Annotated in this window: 14 protein-coding genes; 4 read left to right on the top strand and 10 right to left on the bottom strand. The window is 72.5% G+C overall.

All coding sequences use genetic code 11. The annotated features are described in order from the left end of the window. Positions 1-19 precede the first annotated feature (19 nt). Complete coding sequence (locus ACQEV1_RS17335; protein WP_285617403.1) at positions 20-496, bottom strand: ATP-binding protein; 477 nt, start codon at positions 494-496, stop codon at positions 20-22. A 159-nt stretch (positions 497-655) separates the two neighbouring features. Between ACQEV1_RS17335 and ACQEV1_RS17330 the strand changes: the two genes are divergently transcribed. Next, on the top strand, positions 656-1,411 hold the full coding sequence (locus ACQEV1_RS17330; RefSeq protein ID WP_433394708.1) for an SDR family oxidoreductase: 756 nt from the start codon (positions 656-658) through the stop codon (positions 1,409-1,411). An 18-nt stretch (positions 1,412-1,429) separates the two neighbouring features. On the opposite strand, the gene ACQEV1_RS17325 is transcribed toward ACQEV1_RS17330, so the two are convergent. Together ACQEV1_RS17325 and lepA are read right to left on the bottom strand one after the other, a co-directional pair. Then, positions 1,430-2,290, bottom strand: a complete 861-nt coding sequence (locus ACQEV1_RS17325; protein ID WP_433394707.1) for an LLM class F420-dependent oxidoreductase — start codon at positions 2,288-2,290, stop codon at positions 1,430-1,432. A 58-nt stretch (positions 2,291-2,348) separates the two neighbouring features. Beyond that, positions 2,349-4,178 (bottom strand): translation elongation factor 4, encoded by a 1,830-nt coding sequence (gene lepA / locus ACQEV1_RS17320; protein ID WP_285617408.1) that lies wholly within the window; start codon positions 4,176-4,178, stop codon positions 2,349-2,351. A 207-nt stretch (positions 4,179-4,385) separates the two neighbouring features. Here lepA and ACQEV1_RS17315 point away from each other — a divergent pair, with 207 nt between their 5' ends. Together ACQEV1_RS17315 and rpsT are read left to right on the top strand one after the other, a co-directional pair. After that, entirely contained in the window at positions 4,386-5,330 is a 945-nt protein-coding gene (locus tag ACQEV1_RS17315) for a phosphotransferase family protein (protein WP_433394706.1), read from the top strand. An 82-nt stretch (positions 5,331-5,412) separates the two neighbouring features. Next, positions 5,413-5,682, top strand: a complete 270-nt coding sequence (rpsT, locus tag ACQEV1_RS17310) for a 30S ribosomal protein S20 (protein ID WP_285580676.1) — start codon at positions 5,413-5,415, stop codon at positions 5,680-5,682. Positions 5,683-5,819: 137 nt separating this feature from the next. Here the strand turns inward: rpsT and ACQEV1_RS17305 are convergent, their stop codons facing one another. From ACQEV1_RS17305 to ACQEV1_RS17285, 5 genes are all read right to left on the bottom strand, one after another. Next, the gene (locus ACQEV1_RS17305) at positions 5,820-6,098 is read right to left on the bottom strand and encodes a hypothetical protein (protein WP_433394705.1); all 279 of its coding nucleotides are present in this window, start codon (positions 6,096-6,098) and stop codon (positions 5,820-5,822) included. Positions 6,099-6,429: 331 nt separating this feature from the next. After that, a complete protein-coding gene (locus ACQEV1_RS17300) occupies positions 6,430-6,936 on the bottom strand; it encodes a hypothetical protein (RefSeq protein WP_433394704.1) in 507 nt (168 codons plus the stop codon). 65 nt (positions 6,937-7,001) lie between these two features. After that, on the bottom strand, positions 7,002-7,409 hold the full coding sequence (locus ACQEV1_RS17295; protein WP_433394703.1) for a hypothetical protein: 408 nt from the start codon (positions 7,407-7,409) through the stop codon (positions 7,002-7,004). A gap of 46 nt (positions 7,410-7,455) precedes the next feature. Further along, positions 7,456-8,415, bottom strand: coding sequence for a DNA polymerase III subunit delta (gene holA / locus ACQEV1_RS17290; RefSeq protein WP_433394702.1), 960 nt, complete (start codon positions 8,413-8,415; stop codon positions 7,456-7,458). A gap of 710 nt (positions 8,416-9,125) precedes the next feature. Next, entirely contained in the window at positions 9,126-9,614 is a 489-nt protein-coding gene (locus ACQEV1_RS17285; protein WP_285617420.1) for a nitroreductase/quinone reductase family protein, read from the bottom strand. Positions 9,615-9,732: 118 nt separating this feature from the next. Here ACQEV1_RS17285 and ACQEV1_RS17280 point away from each other — a divergent pair, with 118 nt between their 5' ends. Beyond that, positions 9,733-10,731: an LLM class flavin-dependent oxidoreductase gene (locus ACQEV1_RS17280; protein WP_285617421.1), complete on the top strand. Its 999-nt coding sequence runs from the start codon at positions 9,733-9,735 to the stop codon at positions 10,729-10,731. A 23-nt stretch (positions 10,732-10,754) separates the two neighbouring features. On the opposite strand, the gene ACQEV1_RS17275 is transcribed toward ACQEV1_RS17280, so the two are convergent. Together ACQEV1_RS17275 and ACQEV1_RS17270 are read right to left on the bottom strand one after the other, a co-directional pair. Continuing rightward, positions 10,755-13,205, bottom strand: a complete 2,451-nt coding sequence (locus ACQEV1_RS17275; RefSeq protein ID WP_433394701.1) for a ComEC/Rec2 family competence protein — start codon at positions 13,203-13,205, stop codon at positions 10,755-10,757. Beyond that, on the bottom strand, positions 13,202-13,960 hold the full coding sequence (locus ACQEV1_RS17270; RefSeq protein ID WP_433394700.1) for a helix-hairpin-helix domain-containing protein: 759 nt from the start codon (positions 13,958-13,960) through the stop codon (positions 13,202-13,204). The genes ACQEV1_RS17275 and ACQEV1_RS17270 overlap by 4 nt, the downstream gene beginning before the upstream one ends. Between the last annotated feature and the right edge of the window lie 39 nt (positions 13,961-13,999).

Here is a 13,999-nt window from a genome sequence, read left to right as displayed (position 1 = left end):
GCCCGCGCCGTGGCCCCGGTCAGACGCCGGGCACCGGAAGCCGCCAGGACGCGCCGCGGAACTCCGCCCACACCGTCGTACGCCCGGAGCGCTCGATCACGCCCCAGGCCTCCGCGAGCGCGTCGACGATCAGGATGCCCCGGCCGCTCTCCGACTGAGCGTCGCGGCGGAGCCGTGGCCTGCTCGCCGTCGCGCCGTCGTTGGTGACCTCCGCGCGGACGACCTCCCCGTACGCGGACAGGCCGATGGTGATCTGTCCCCCGTCACCGCTCGGCGTGTGCACGATCGCGTTGGTGGCGAGCTCGCTCACCCCCAGGGCGACCTTCTCCAGAGCGGGATGCCACGACCCGAGCGTCTCGCGTACGAACCGGCGGCCGTTCGCCACCGAACGCTCGACGCCCGGCAGGGTGATGGTGCTGCGCGGCGCCGTGTCCCCCGCGGCGCCGCCGTCCGCATCGCGCGGTGAGTCGTCACGGCGAACTCCCCGCCCTGCCATGGCAGCGTCCAATGTTCCTCCCCGTCGAACCGCGAGCACGGCGTGTCTACCCCCGTGTGACGCAAAAACACCGAACCTCGTTCCAGGATGTTGTCCGGCTCGCCGCACCACGACCGGCGAGCCCACCCGACCGAAGAACCGACAGATCGGCTGAATACCGTGCTCAGCGACACCTCAGCAGTCGTCACCGGCGCGTCGAGCGGCATCGGCGCCGCGGTCGCGCAAGCGCTCGCCGCCGAAGGGGCGACCGTCGCGTTGCTCGCCCGGCGCCGCGACCGGCTCGCCGCTCTCGCCGAGACCGTCGACGCGCGTGCGGGCGGCCGGGCCCACGTCTACCAGGCCGACGTCACCGACGCCGACGCCGTCCGCACCGCGATCGACGCCGCGGCCCGCGACTGCGGCGGCATCGACATCCTGGTCAACAACGCCGGCGGCGGCACGTGGGGGCCCGCCCTCACCGCCGACCTGGCCGACTGGCACGGCACCGTCGAGGTCAACCTCAACGGGGTCCTCAACACCACCCACGCGGCCCTGCCGTACCTGACCCGGGCCGCCGCCGGCCACCGCAGGGGCGTCGCCGACATCGTCACCATCAGCTCGGCCGCGGGACGCAGAGTGCCCGGCCCGATGAGCAACGTCTACGCGGCCACCAAACACGCCGTCGGCGCCTTCTCCGAGGCCCTGCGGCAGGAACTCGCCGAGCACCACGTACGCGCCGGGCTCGTCGAACCGGGCGTCGTCGTCACCGAGCTGACCACCGGCGGCCGCGCGCACGCGCCCGACGCGACCAGGCCCACCGGTTACGGCCTGCTCCAACCGGACGACATCGCGGCCGCCGTGGTCTTCATGGTGACCCGGCCTCGCCACGCCGCGGTCAACGAGATACTCGTGCGGCCGACCGAACAGGTCCTCTGATCCGGTCTGACGCGCGGCTCAGCCGTGCTGTCGCAGCTCCAGCCCGTCGGCGAGCTCTCGCCACTGCGCCCGCGGCAGGGATCCGTCCTCGCCGGTCACGACCTGGAGGACGACGTGGTCGGCGCCGGCCTCGCGGTGCGCCTCGATCCGCTCGCGGATCGCCGTCACGTCGCCCCAGGCGAACGTCGCGTCCACCAGCCGGTCGCTGCCACCGTCGCGGAAGTCGTCGTCGGTGAAGCCGAAACGCCGCAGGTTGGTGGTGTAGTTCGGCAGGCCGAGGTAGCCCGCGAGGCGGCCGCGCGCGGTGGCGCGGGCGCGTTCGGGGTCGGTGTCGAGGACGACCTTCATCTCCGGGGCCAGCAGCGGGTCCGGCCCGAGGACCTCGCGGGCCGTGGCGGTGTGCTCGGGCGTGATGAGGTACGGATGGGCGCCCGCGGCGCGGTCACGCGACAGCGCGAGCATCCGGGGTCCGAGCGCGGCGAGCACCCGACCGGACTTCGGCGACCCGGCGGCGTCGAGACGGTCGATGAAGTCCACCATCGTGGAGTACGGCTTGGAGTAGTCCTTGGCCAGGGCGCCGTGGCTGGCGCCGAGGCCGAGCAGGAAGCGGCCGGGGTACTCCGCGTCGACGGAGGCCTGTTCTTGGGCCACCTCCGCGGCCTCGTAGTCCCAGATGCTCAGGATGCCGGTGGCGACGACGATACGAGAGGTCGCCGCCAGGACCGGGCGCGCGTGGCGTACACCGGGACTGGCGCCGAGCCAGATCGCGCCGTACCCGAGCTCCTCCAGCTCCGCGGCGGCCTCGCGGATCTCGCCCGCAGCGCGCGGGTCCTCGTTGCGCAGCCCGACGTCCCAGATGCCGATGCGGCCCAGTTCCATGTTCGGATCCCACCTTCGTGTCGACGTGTGACAGACGACAACCCGGCCGGGCGACGCGCTATTTCTTGCCCTTCTCCGGCGCGGCGGTGGTGGACAGGGCGGCGACGAAGGCCTCCTGCGGGACGTCGACACGGCCGATCGTCTTCATCCGCTTCTTGCCCTCCTTCTGCTTCTCCAGCAGCTTGCGCTTACGGGAGATGTCACCGCCGTAGCACTTGGCGAGGACGTCCTTGCGGATGGCGCGGATGTTCTCGCGGGCGATGATCCGTGCGCCGATCGCGGCCTGGATGGGCACCTCGAACTGCTGGCGCGGGATGAGCTCCTTGAGCTTGGCCGTCATCATCAGGCCGTACTCGCGGGACTTGTCCTTGTGCACGATCTGGCTGAACGCGTCGACGGACTCGCCCTGCAGCAGGATGTCGACCTTGACCAGGTCGGACTCCTGCTCGCCGCTGGGCTCGTAGTCGAGCGAGGCGTAGCCGCGGGTCTTGGACTTCAGCTGGTCGAAGAAGTCGAAGATGATCTCCGCGAGGGGCAGGGTGTAGCGGATCTCCACGCGGTCCTCGGACAGGTAGTCCATGCCGAGGAGCACGCCGCGGCGGCCCTGGCACAGCTCCATGATCGCGCCGATGTGCTCGCTCGGCGACAGGAGCGTGGCCTTGACGACCGGCTCGTACACCGAGGCGATCTTGCCCTCGGGGAACTCGCTGGGGTTGGTGACGCGGTGTTCCTCGCCGTTCTCCATCACGACGCGGTACACGACGTTGGGCGCGGTGGAGATCAGCGACAGGTCGAACTCCCGTTCCAGCCGCTCACGGACGATCTCCATGTGCAGCAGGCCCAGGAACCCGCAGCGGAATCCGAAGCCGAGCGCCAGTGACGTCTCCGGCTCGTACACGAGCGCGGCGTCGTTGAGCCGCAGCTTGTCGAGGGCGTCGCGCAACTCGGGGTAGTCGTCGCCGTCCACCGGGTACAGGCCGGAGAAGACCATCGGCCGGGGGTGGCGGTAGCCGCCGAGGGACTCTTCGGCCCTGCGGCTGGCGCTGGTCACCGTGTCGCCGACGCGCGCCTGACGCACGTCCTTCACGCCGGTGATGAGGTACCCGACCTCACCGACCCCGAGCCCGTCGACCGGCTTGGGCTCGGGCGAGATCACGCCCACCTCGAGCGTGTCGTGCGCAGCGCCGGTGGACATCATCAGGCTCTTCTCGCGCCGGGACAGGCGCCCGTCGACCACCCGCACGTACGTGACGACGCCGCGGTAGGTGTCGTACACCGAGTCGAAGATCAGCGCCCGCGCCGGCCCGTCGGGGTCGCCCGTGGGCGCCGGCACGGTCGCGACGATGTTGTCGAGCAGCTCCGCGACGCCCTCACCGGTCTTGCCGGAGACCCGTAGAACCTCCGACGGGTCGCAGCCGATGATCCCGGCGATCTCCGCGGCGTACTTGTCCGGCTGCGCGGCCGGCAGATCGATCTTGTTGAGGACCGGGATGATGTGCAGGTCCGCCTCGAGCGCGAGGTAGAGGTTGGCGAGCGTCTGCGCCTCGATGCCCTGGGCGGCGTCCACGAGCAGCACCGCGCCCTCGCATGCCTCCAGCGACCGGGAGACCTCGTAGGAGAAGTCGACGTGCCCTGGCGTGTCGATGAGGTTGAGGACGTAGTCCTTCCACGGCAGGCGCACGGCCTGGCTCTTGATGGTGATGCCGCGCTCACGCTCGATGTCCATGCGGTCGAGGTACTGCGCGCGCATCTGGCGCTCCTCGACCACACCGGTGAGCTGCAGCATGCGGTCGGCGAGCGTCGACTTGCCATGGTCGATGTGCGCGATGATGCAGAAGTTGCGAATCACCGCGGGATCGGTGTGGGTTTGGTTCGGTACGGGCGGCACCGGCGTCCTCGTGAAGTGATGGATCTAGCGTTCTCCATGGTCCCATGCCGCACGCGATGCTCGGTTCCGCGCCCACCCGAGACCCGGCCCCGGCACCCGTGGGCAGGGCCTCGCGCGCTCTACCCGCCGAGCGCCGGCGCGCACCGAGCGCGCGGCCACGCGGGAAATCCCGTTGAGGGGGCGGCGGGGATTGGCGAGGATTCGCCCATGGCTTCGCCTCCACCTGCCGCCGGTCCGCGGCCGGCCTGGGCCGATCTTCCGGCGCACGTCCGGTCGGTCGTCGAGGAGCGCGCGGGGGCGGTCGTCGTGCGGGCGGCCGACCAGCGGGGCGGGTTCTCGCCCGGTGTGGCGGCGCGGCTGCTGTTGGAGGACGGGCGCCGGTTGTTCGTCAAGGCGGTGGCGTCGTCGATCAATCCCGTCTCCCCCGACCTGCATCGCGGCGAGGTCCGTACGCTCGCCGCGCTGCCGGCCGCCGTGCCCGCGCCGCGCCTGCTCTGGAGCCATGATGACGGTGACTGGGTGGTTCTCGGCATCGAGGACGTCGACGGGTGTACGCCCGCGCTGCCGTGGCGCCGCGCCGAGCTCGACCGGGTCGTGGCGGCGGTCGCGGCCATGGCGCGAGCACTGACGCCGGCACCGGACGGCTTTCCCCGCGTGGTGGAGAAGATGGACGCCGCGTTCACCGGCTGGCGGACGCTCGCCGCGGACCCGCCGCCGGATCTGGGTCCCTGGGAGTCACGGCGCCTCGACCGGCTCGCCGCGCTGGAGGAGTCGTGGAGCGGCTACGCGGACGGTGACACGCTCCTCCACTTCGACCTGCGTGCGGACAATGTGCTGCTCGATCGCTCCGGCGGCGTGCACGTCGTCGACTGGGCCCACGCGTGCACGGGCGCGCCCTGGGTCGATCTCGCGCTCCTGCTGGTCGAGGTGGACGATCCGGCCGCCGACGAGATCCTCGCGGACGCCGGCGCGCCCCGCGAGGGCGTGGACGCGCTGCTGTGCGCGTTCGCCGGGTTCCTGGCCGATCACTGCCGCCGCCCGGCCCCGCCCGGGCTCCCGACGATCCGCGCCTACCAGCGGGCGTACGCTGAGAGCGCGACCGGCTGGCTGGCCCGGCGCTGGGATTCCGGTTCGGTTTGGGCGTTGGGTTAGGGCTTGGTAGGCTGTCCCACTGCGTGTGGGCGCGTTAGGTCCCGCGCCCCATCCCATCGACTTCATACCTGAGGCTTCTTTCGTGGCGAACATCAAGTCCCAGATCAAGCGGAACAAGCAGAACGAGAAGGCTCGCCTGCGCAACAAGGCGGTCAAGTCGGAGCTGAAGACCGAGATCCGCAAGTTCCGTGAGGCCGCCGAGTCGGGCGACGCCGACGCGGCCAACACCCAGCTGCGCATCGCACTGCGCAAGCTCGACAAGGCCGCCAGCAAGGGCGTCATCCACAAGAACCAGGCCGCCAACCGCAAGTCGGCGATCGCCAAGCGCGCCGCCGCGCTGCAGGCCAAGTAAGGTTCGAAGGCTCTCCGACGCCGCGCCCCAACCGGGCGCGGCGTCGTTGTGCTGTCCAAAGACTTCGCCGCACCCCCACCTCCGGTTCAAGGGCGCCCCCACAAGTTCGCCCGGATCGCCGCGAACCCGCCCGCTGATCACCATCGCCGCCCGGCCCGGCGATCACTTGTTCGGCGACGTCCTGCTCCCACAGGCCCGCGTCCGGCTCGCGCCACCGCGATCCGTGCGCGGAGGGCGTCGGCGTCGAGCCGCTCGTGGCGGGCGGCGGCCGGCAGTGTCGCGCCGGCCTCGCCGGTCGCGCTGACGGTGGGTTTCCTCGTCGCCGTGCCGGGCGCCTCCCGCAGGTCGTCGGTACGACCTCGGCCATGGCAGCGCGCGAAGCTGGACAGCGGTGAGCGGTCCGGAGCCAAGGTCACGACCAAATCGCGCGAACGTCCCAGGCCGCCGCGATGCCGGGCGCACGCCGCTTGAAGATCGCGTGTCGGTCGCCCCAGCCGTGCCGATCCTGTGATCGCCCCGGACACCTCGACACCCCGCCGCACACATCGCCGGCCGGCCGCCTGCAGATCGCCGTCAGCCCATCGGCCGCCCTCAAACCGCCGTCGGCTCACCGACCTGCCAGCCGCAAGATCGTCGTGGGGTCGCTCCAGCCGACCGCGACCGTCGTCCACCCAGCACGGTCACCGTGCGGACGCCGCTCGGTGCGCGCGGTCGGCCCGGCCCCCCTCACCGTGCGGTGGCGTCGGCTCAGCGTCTGGCGGCCCAGGAGGCGGTGATCTGTTCGTCGAGTTCGGCCCAGGTGGCGACCGGGTGTACCCAGTCGGGCGGGGTGGCCGGCTGGGGGCCGAACAGGTACAGGTGCGGTACGAGCCCTCGCAGGGCCGTGTGGACCGAGAGACGGTCGTCGACCATGTGGGTGATGCGGAGTTCGGCGCAGTGGCCGGCCTTGTCGGCGCGCTTTCTACAGAAACGAACGTTCCGCGGCGCGATTCCGGTGCGCCGGTAGAAGTCGTGGCGGTCGAGCCATTCCAGCGTGCGTCGCTGAATGCGTTCGCCGCACTTTGATATCACCCAGACACGGCCGCCGAACCGGTCGACCAGTCCGGGCAGGGTCTCGAACATGCCCGCCGTGGCCGGGGATCGCATCGCCTCCTCGGCGTCTCCGTCGAGGAAGACGGTGTCCGCTTCCCCTGATTCCGCCGCGCCGCCGTGGATGACCCGGCCGAAATCGACTCCGAGGCGCGGTTCCGTCATGACTTTCATCGCACCAGACTGCGACATGACCCGTTCGGCGGTAAACCGATTATCGCGAACGCCGCCTAGCGGCCGAATTCATTGATATAGCGCTCGACCGCTCGCCGGTCGTATCCGCGGAGTACGACATCGAACACGGGCGGACCGTCGGTCCCGGCCCCACCGGCCGACCGCACGTACTCATCCACCTGCCGCCGGTCATAACCGCGAAGCACCACGTCGAACTTCGGCCGCGGCAGGCAGACTCCGGGGTCGGCGGCACCACCGGTCATCCGTACGTACTCATCCACCTGCCGCCGGTCGTACCCGCGGGACACCACGTCGAACACCGGTGGCGGCCCGTCGAGCCCGGGTCCGGCGGTCTCGTCACTCGTCAGGCTCCGTACGTACTCGTCCACCTGCCGCCGGTCGTACCCACGCCAGACGACCGGGAACTCCGGTCCTTCCGCCGCCGGCTCCCACAGCCCGTCCATGCGCGCTCACCCGCCCTGGCCCGGCACCACGCCGCGCGACGGCGCGTCAGCGCGTGCCGCGGGCGACGACGATCTGGTTGATCGCCTTTTCCAGAGCGTACGCCGGGTCGGCGCCCGCGCCCTTCACCTGGGCGTCGGTCTCGGCCACCACCTGGAGGGCCTGCGCGACGCCTTCCGGTGTCCAGCCGCGCAGTTGCTGCCGTACGCGGTCGACCTTCCACGGCGGCATGCCCAGCTCCTTGGCGAGCCCGGCGCCGCGCAACCCACGCGGGGCGCCGCCGACCTTGGCCAGTGAGCGGACGCCCTGGGCCAGCGCGCTCGTGATCAGGACCGGGGCGACACCCGTGGCCAGGGCCCAGCGCAGCTGTTCGAGCGCGTCGGCGAGCTTGCCCTCCATCGCACGGTCGGCGACGTTGAAGCCGCTGACCTCCGCGCGTCCGCGGTGATAGCGCGCGACCGCCGCGTCGCCGACCTTGCCGCCGGTGTCGGCGACGAGCTGGCTGCATGCGCTGGCGAGCTCACGAAGGTCGTTGCCCACGGCGTCGAGCAGGTTGCGGGCGGCGTCCTCGCCGATGCTGCCGCCGGCCCGGCGAACCTCGGCCCGTACGAAGGCGACCCGCTCCCCCGGCCGGGTGATCTTCTGACAGGTGACCTTGCGCGCACCCGCCTTGGTGAGGGCGTCGACCAGCGCCTTGCCCTTGACACCGCCCGCGTGCACGACGACGAAATCGATGTCGTCGGCCGGGTTCGCGGCATACGCACCGATCTCGGCGATCAAGTCCTTGCCGAAGTCCTGCGCGGAGCGGAGCACGACGACCCGTCCCCCGCCGAACAGCGACGGCGACGTCAACTCGGCGAGCGCACCGCGGCTCAGCGTGGCCGGAGTCAACTCGTGCACCTCGACATCGGACTCGCGCGCGCGTGCGGCGGTGACCACGTCGGCGACCGCCCGGTCGACCAGCAGTTCTTCGTCACCGACGATCAGTGTGAGACGTTCGGAGGACACGCTTGCAGCATCCCATGCCACGACGATCCTCCGCGCCGTACCGGCGACTTCGACCGACGCCCGGCGACAGAAGGAACCGAATACGCCGCCGCAGCCCCCCGAATCCGGGTACGCCGCCACAGCCGGTCGCCGACGCATAGCCGCCCCGCCGGGTAGCAGCACGGGAGCTTCCGGGAACAGAGCGTCGTACGGGAGACGACCTCGATGGCGCCCGCCTCCGTCCCACGCCACCTGGCAACGCGGACGCCACCGCCGCGAACCGGAACACCACCGCCCCGCCTGCGGCCGGGATACGGCCGCTTCGGGGAACGGCGATGGCCAGGACGGCCCGGTGCAGGCACCGCCGGGTGGCACCGGCCGTGCTCCGCTGAGCCCTGTGCGGCGGCACTGTGCTGCGCGACGTCAGGATCGCGGCGCAATGCGGCGGCAGAGCGCCCGCGGAGGCGGTGGCGCCGCCAAGCTGCGCGGCGTCCGGATCGTGGCGGAACACCCGCAAGGCGGTCGCGGAACACCAGCGGGGCGATGGCGCCACCGACGTGACCAATCCCGGCGCACCACCGCGGATGGCCGCGCACACCACCCGTCGGCCAGGCGAACCACCAGCCGGGCGGTGATTCCACCGACATGGCCACCCCCGACACACCACCACGAGTGGCCGCGCACACCACCCGTCGGACGTGCGGGAGGGCAGGCTTTCAGTGTTGGTGTGGTCAGCCGGCGTTGGCTGGGACGTGGGGGCGGAAGGCGATGGCGCGTACGGAGCCGAGGTCGTCGTTCTTCGGGTCGGGTGGGAGTGGGAACACGCGTGTCAGCAGTCGCCAGCCGAGTGGATGGGCCTCGCGGACGGCGATGAGGAGGGAGCGGCACTCCTCGGCGGGTAGGAAGCGGTGTTCGGGTTCGGCGAAGCGGAGGTGGCCGATACGCAGTTCGAGCGCGCGGCCGGCGCGGACGTTGCGCACCCAGTCGGCGCGGTTTCCCCATGCGGCGACCACGACGACCTCGCCGGTCTCGTGGTCGAGACGGGCGACCTCCAGCACGGTCTCGCGGCGGAGCCCGGTGAGCCGTCCCTGGTGGGCCAGGTAGAGGAAGCGTTTGCCGAGAAGGAAACCCAGGTCGCGGCGGTACAACCAACGCGGTGCCCGCAGAGTGTGGAGCAATAGCCCCTCGGGTCCGTGGGCGCCGGACGCTTCTCGGCTCATCGTCCAATAATGCCCGATCGAATCCGGGCTGGGCTCCTGGAACGGGCTCGCGCGGATCTCGCACGTTCTCGTCCGGGATGGTGGGAATCGCCATTAGGTGCCGCCGGTTACGTGTTATATGGCCGAATTCAGTGATGTGCGCTGGTCAGTGCTGGACCTCGTGCCGGTGAGCACGGCGACGACCCCCGCCGAGGCGTTGCGGGCGTCCGTCGATCTGGCCCCGGTGGTGGAGCGGCTCGGCTACCACCGCCTGTGGGTCGCCGAGCACCACGGCATGCCCGGTATCGCCAGTTCGTCCCCCGCCGTCCTCATCGCACATCTCGCGGAGGCCACGACGACTCTGCGGCTGGGTTCGGGCGGCGTGATGCTGCCGAACCACGCGCCGCTGGTCGTGGCGGAACAGTTCGGCACGCTGGAGGCGCTGCACCCGGGCCGTATCGACCTGGGCATCGGCCGCGCGCCGGGCACGGACCAGGCGACGGCGTACGCGCTGCGCCGCAGCCCCGACCTGAGCGCGGACGCGTTCCCCGAAGACCTGGCCCAGTTGCGGGCGTTCCTCGACGGCACGTACCCGCGGATCCGCGCCGTGCCCACCGGAGAGAACCCTCCGGAGGTCTGGCTGCTGGGCTCCAGCGGGTACAGCGCGCAGCTCGCGGGCGTGCTGGGCCTGCCGTTCGCGTTCGCGCACCACTTCAGCGCCCGGTTCACCGATCCCGCGCTGGAGCTGTACCGGTCGAGCTTCCAACCGGCCGGTGGCCTGGACCGGCCGTACGCGATGGTGACCGCGGCGGTGTTCGCCGCCGACACCGACGAGGAGGCGCACCGCCTCGCCGCCCCGCAGGGACTGTCGATCCTGCGGCTGCGCTCGGGCAACCCGGGCCTGCTGCCGACGCCGGAGGAGGCACAGGTCTACGAGTACACGCCGCAGGAACGCGAGGCGATCTCGACGTTCACCGAGTCGCACATCGTCGGCGGCCCGGACTCGGTCCGCAAGGGGCTGCTGGCGCTGCTCGAACGCACCCGGCCCCAGGAACTCATGGTCTCCACCAACATCGGCGACCCGGCCGCCCGCCGCCGCTCGTACGAGATCGTCGCGGAGGTCGCCAAGGACCTCTGACGGCGCCGCGCCGCATCGGCCGGTCATGGTCTGTTCTTCCGGGTCACGACGGTGGGGCCGGCGCGCGAACCGATGACGGCGACGTCGCCGTCGCGGTCGGTGCGGTAGACACGCTCGCCCAGGCGGGTGAGCGTGGACATGGTCGACGGCGCCGGATGGCCGTAGTCGTTGTCCGCCCCGACGGAGGCGATCGCCACCCGGGCGCGCACGGCGGCGAGGAAGGCGGGGTCCTGATGTGACGAGCCGTGGTGCGGGATCTTCAGGACCTGGGCGGGCGGGACTCCGGCCGCCAGGAGCTCGCGCTGTGCCTCGATCTCGACGTCGCCGGAGAGCATGACGCTGAGGTCCGGCCAGCGGGCGAGCATGACGACGCTGGCGTTGTTGACCGTGGTGCCGGTGTCGCGCGCGGTCACGCGCAGAGTGCTGAGCGGGCCGAGCATGGACAGGGTGAGCGGGCCGACGGTCCAGACGTCGCCGATACCGGCCGTGCGGGGTGTCCGGCCGGCGAGGAGGTGCCGCTCCTCGCCGTCGCTGTCCGGGCTGATCACGACGGTGCCGACCGCCCGGCCGCGCAGCACTCCGGGCAGGCCGTCGATGTGGTCGGCGTGCGGATGGGTGAGGACCAGCAGCGGAACGGTGTGGACGCCGAGGTCGCGCAGGCACCGGTCCATCGCGAGCGGGTCGGGACCCGTGTCGACGACGGCGGCCTGCCCGGGGCCGGTGAACAGCGCGAGGCCGTCGCCCTGACCGACGTCGCAGACCACGAACAGCCAGCCGCGCGGTGGCCAGGACGGCGCGAGGACGTGCGTTCCGACCGCGACGAGCACGACGCCCGCCAGGACCGCGGCGGCGATCCCGCGGGCCATCGGCCGGCGGAACACCAGCGCGCCCACCACCACGGCGGCGAGCAGGAGCGCGACGCCGGTGAGGCCGGCCGGCCATCCGATCACCGCGTACGGCATCGAGGCGAAGAACCGGGCGACGCCCGTGATCCAGCCGACCGCCAGGCCCGCCGGCCACACGATGAGACGGGCGACGCCGAGCGAGAACGGCGCGACCGTCGCGGCCAGGACACCGAGCAGCGTCGCGGGTGCGACGGCCGGAGCGGCGAGGAGATTGGCCGGTATCGCGGACAGGCTGACTCCGGTGCCGAGCATCGCCAGCAGGGGCGCGCAGGCGAGATGCGCGGCGGTGGACACGGCGAGGGCCTCCGCGAGGCCCCGTGGCATCCGCCTGCTGAGCCGATCGCGCCACGCCGGGGCGAGCACGAGGATGCCCGCCGTCGCCGACGCCGACAGCGCGAAGCCGTACGACCGGGCCAGCTCCGGATCGGCGAGGACGAGGACCAGGACGGCGGCGCACAGCGCGGGCACGCCCTGGCGCTCGCGTCCGCCGACCACCGCGATCAGTGCGATGCCGCCCATCACGGCGGCGCGCAGCACGCTCGGTGAGGGACGGGCCAGGACGACGAACCCGACGATGGCGGCGCCGGCGAGCAGCGGACCCGCCCGCCGCCCCAGGCCCGCGAACCGGCCGAGGCCGAGCACGGCGCCCAGAACCAGCGAGAGGTTCTCACCGCTGACCGCCATGAGGTGGGTGAGCCCGGCCTTCTCGAACGCGTCGGCCAGGTCGGGCCGGAGCAGCGACGTGTCGCCGTCGACCAGGCCGGGCAGCACGCCGCGCTGGTCGCCCGGCAGGTGGCTCGCCGCCGCTCGGAGGCGCAGGCGGATGACCCCGGCCACGCGTTGGGGCGACGACGGCACCCCCAATGTCGTCGGCGGGCCGCGCACCAGGGCGATGGCCGCCAGGAGCTCACTCCGCTCCGGCGTCGTCAGGCGGGCGGTGAAGCGAATGCGACGGCTCGGCAGCAGCCCCTTCCAGGCCGGGGCCGTGGCGAGCACGAGGACGGGCACCCGTACCCGCTGGTTGCCGACCTGCTCGACGCGGACGGGGACGATCACCGTTTCGCGGTGGTGGACCGCGCCGGTCTTGACGACCGCCCTCGGGTCGCCGGTCACGACCCCGTCGAGGCGTGCCGTGGCCCCCCGCTTCGCCAGTCCGCGTACCGGCCCGGATCCGACGGCGGCCAGCCGTGACCCGACGCCGAGCGCGGAGGCGGCCACGCAGATCAGGACGGCCGCCGAGGCCGTGCGCACCCCGCCCGCCGGTCGGCGGCGAGCGTCCGCCGGCGCCGGCCGGACGAGCAACGCGACGGCCGTGGTCAACGAGGCGGCGGCGACGAGGTACGCGACCGCCGGGCTCGCGGCGAGCAGGACCAGCGCCGCCAGCCAGGCCGCGACGGCCGGACCGACGAGCCGCAGGTCCGGCCCGGCGACGCGGCGTACGTCCTCCACGGCCGCCCACGGTCCGCCGCCGGCACCCGTACCGGCGGGAACGGGGGGTGGGTGCTCGCCCACCGATGCCTCGCCCGCAGCGAGAGCCGGGAGCTCATCGTCCGGTGGCGGGGTGCTCATACGCGGACGAGGCCCTTCACGTCGGCGAACTTCGCCTCGCCGATGCCCGACACCTGCCGTAACTCATCGACCGAGCGGAACCCGCCGTGCTGGGTGCGGTAGTCGACGATGCGCTGGGCCAGCACCGGCCCCACGCCCGGCAGCTGGTCGAGCTCCCCGGCCGTCGCGGCGTTCAGGTCGAGAGGCGCGCCGGGCACGGACGACGCCGAAGCACCCGGCGACGACCCGGACGCGGGCGTGGCGGTGACGCCGACGAGGATCTGCTCGCCGTCGACGACCTTGCGGGCCAGGTTGAGGGTGCCGGTCCTGGCACCGGAACGGACGCCGCCCGCCTCCTTGATCGCGTCGATGACCCGGGACCCGGCGGGCAGCGTGACGACGCCGGGACGACGGACCTTCCCCGCCACGTCGACGACGAGCGGGGCGGAGGCCGGCGAGGGCGTGGCGGCGACCCGCGACGCGGCGGCGGGCCGGACGACGGGTGCCGGGGCCGGCCGCGGCCGGGGGCGTGACCACCAGAAACAGGCACCCGCCACCAGGGCGGCCAGCAGCGCGGCCAGTGCCAGCACCCGCACCCCGGGCAGGCCCGGATCCAGGCGCGGACGGCCGGCGTCATCAGGGCTGTCAGGCGAGGCGCGTAACGCCGCCGCGGGAGGGCCTTGCGGCGGCGGCACGGGCCCGCCGCCGAACGACCGCGGCGGCCGGAACGCCTCACGAAGCCGATCGAGCGCGGAGGGATCCATCGGATGCTTCATGGCCCGAGAAGCTAATCCGCCGGAACACAGAGCGACAGG

The organism is Actinoallomurus sp. CA-142502 (genome assembly GCF_050936355.1).
Lineage (GTDB): Bacteria > Actinomycetota > Actinomycetes > Streptosporangiales > Streptosporangiaceae > Actinoallomurus > Actinoallomurus iriomotensis.
This window is presented reverse-complemented; position numbering and strand designations above follow the sequence as displayed.

Excerpts from the sequence above, each read along its gene's own strand:
- ACQEV1_RS17335 (WP_285617403.1), bottom strand. The coding sequence starts at position 496 with ATGGCAGGGCGGGGAGTTCGCCGTGACGACTCACCGCGCGATGCGGAC.
- ACQEV1_RS17325 (WP_433394707.1), bottom strand. The coding sequence starts at position 2,290 with ATGGAACTGGGCCGCATCGGCATCTGGGACGTCGGGCTGCGCAACGAG.
- ACQEV1_RS17315 (WP_433394706.1), top strand. The coding sequence starts at position 4,386 with ATGGCTTCGCCTCCACCTGCCGCCGGTCCGCGGCCGGCCTGGGCCGAT.
- ACQEV1_RS17300 (WP_433394704.1), bottom strand. The coding sequence starts at position 6,936 with ATGACGGAACCGCGCCTCGGAGTCGATTTCGGCCGGGTCATCCACGGC.
- ACQEV1_RS17295 (WP_433394703.1), bottom strand. The coding sequence starts at position 7,409 with ATGGACGGGCTGTGGGAGCCGGCGGCGGAAGGACCGGAGTTCCCGGTC.
- ACQEV1_RS17285 (WP_285617420.1), bottom strand. The coding sequence starts at position 9,614 with ATGAGCCGAGAAGCGTCCGGCGCCCACGGACCCGAGGGGCTATTGCTC.
- ACQEV1_RS17280 (WP_285617421.1), top strand. The coding sequence starts at position 9,733 with ATGGCCGAATTCAGTGATGTGCGCTGGTCAGTGCTGGACCTCGTGCCG.
- ACQEV1_RS17275 (WP_433394701.1), bottom strand. The coding sequence starts at position 13,205 with ATGAGCACCCCGCCACCGGACGATGAGCTCCCGGCTCTCGCTGCGGGC.
- ACQEV1_RS17270 (WP_433394700.1), bottom strand. The coding sequence starts at position 13,960 with ATGAAGCATCCGATGGATCCCTCCGCGCTCGATCGGCTTCGTGAGGCG.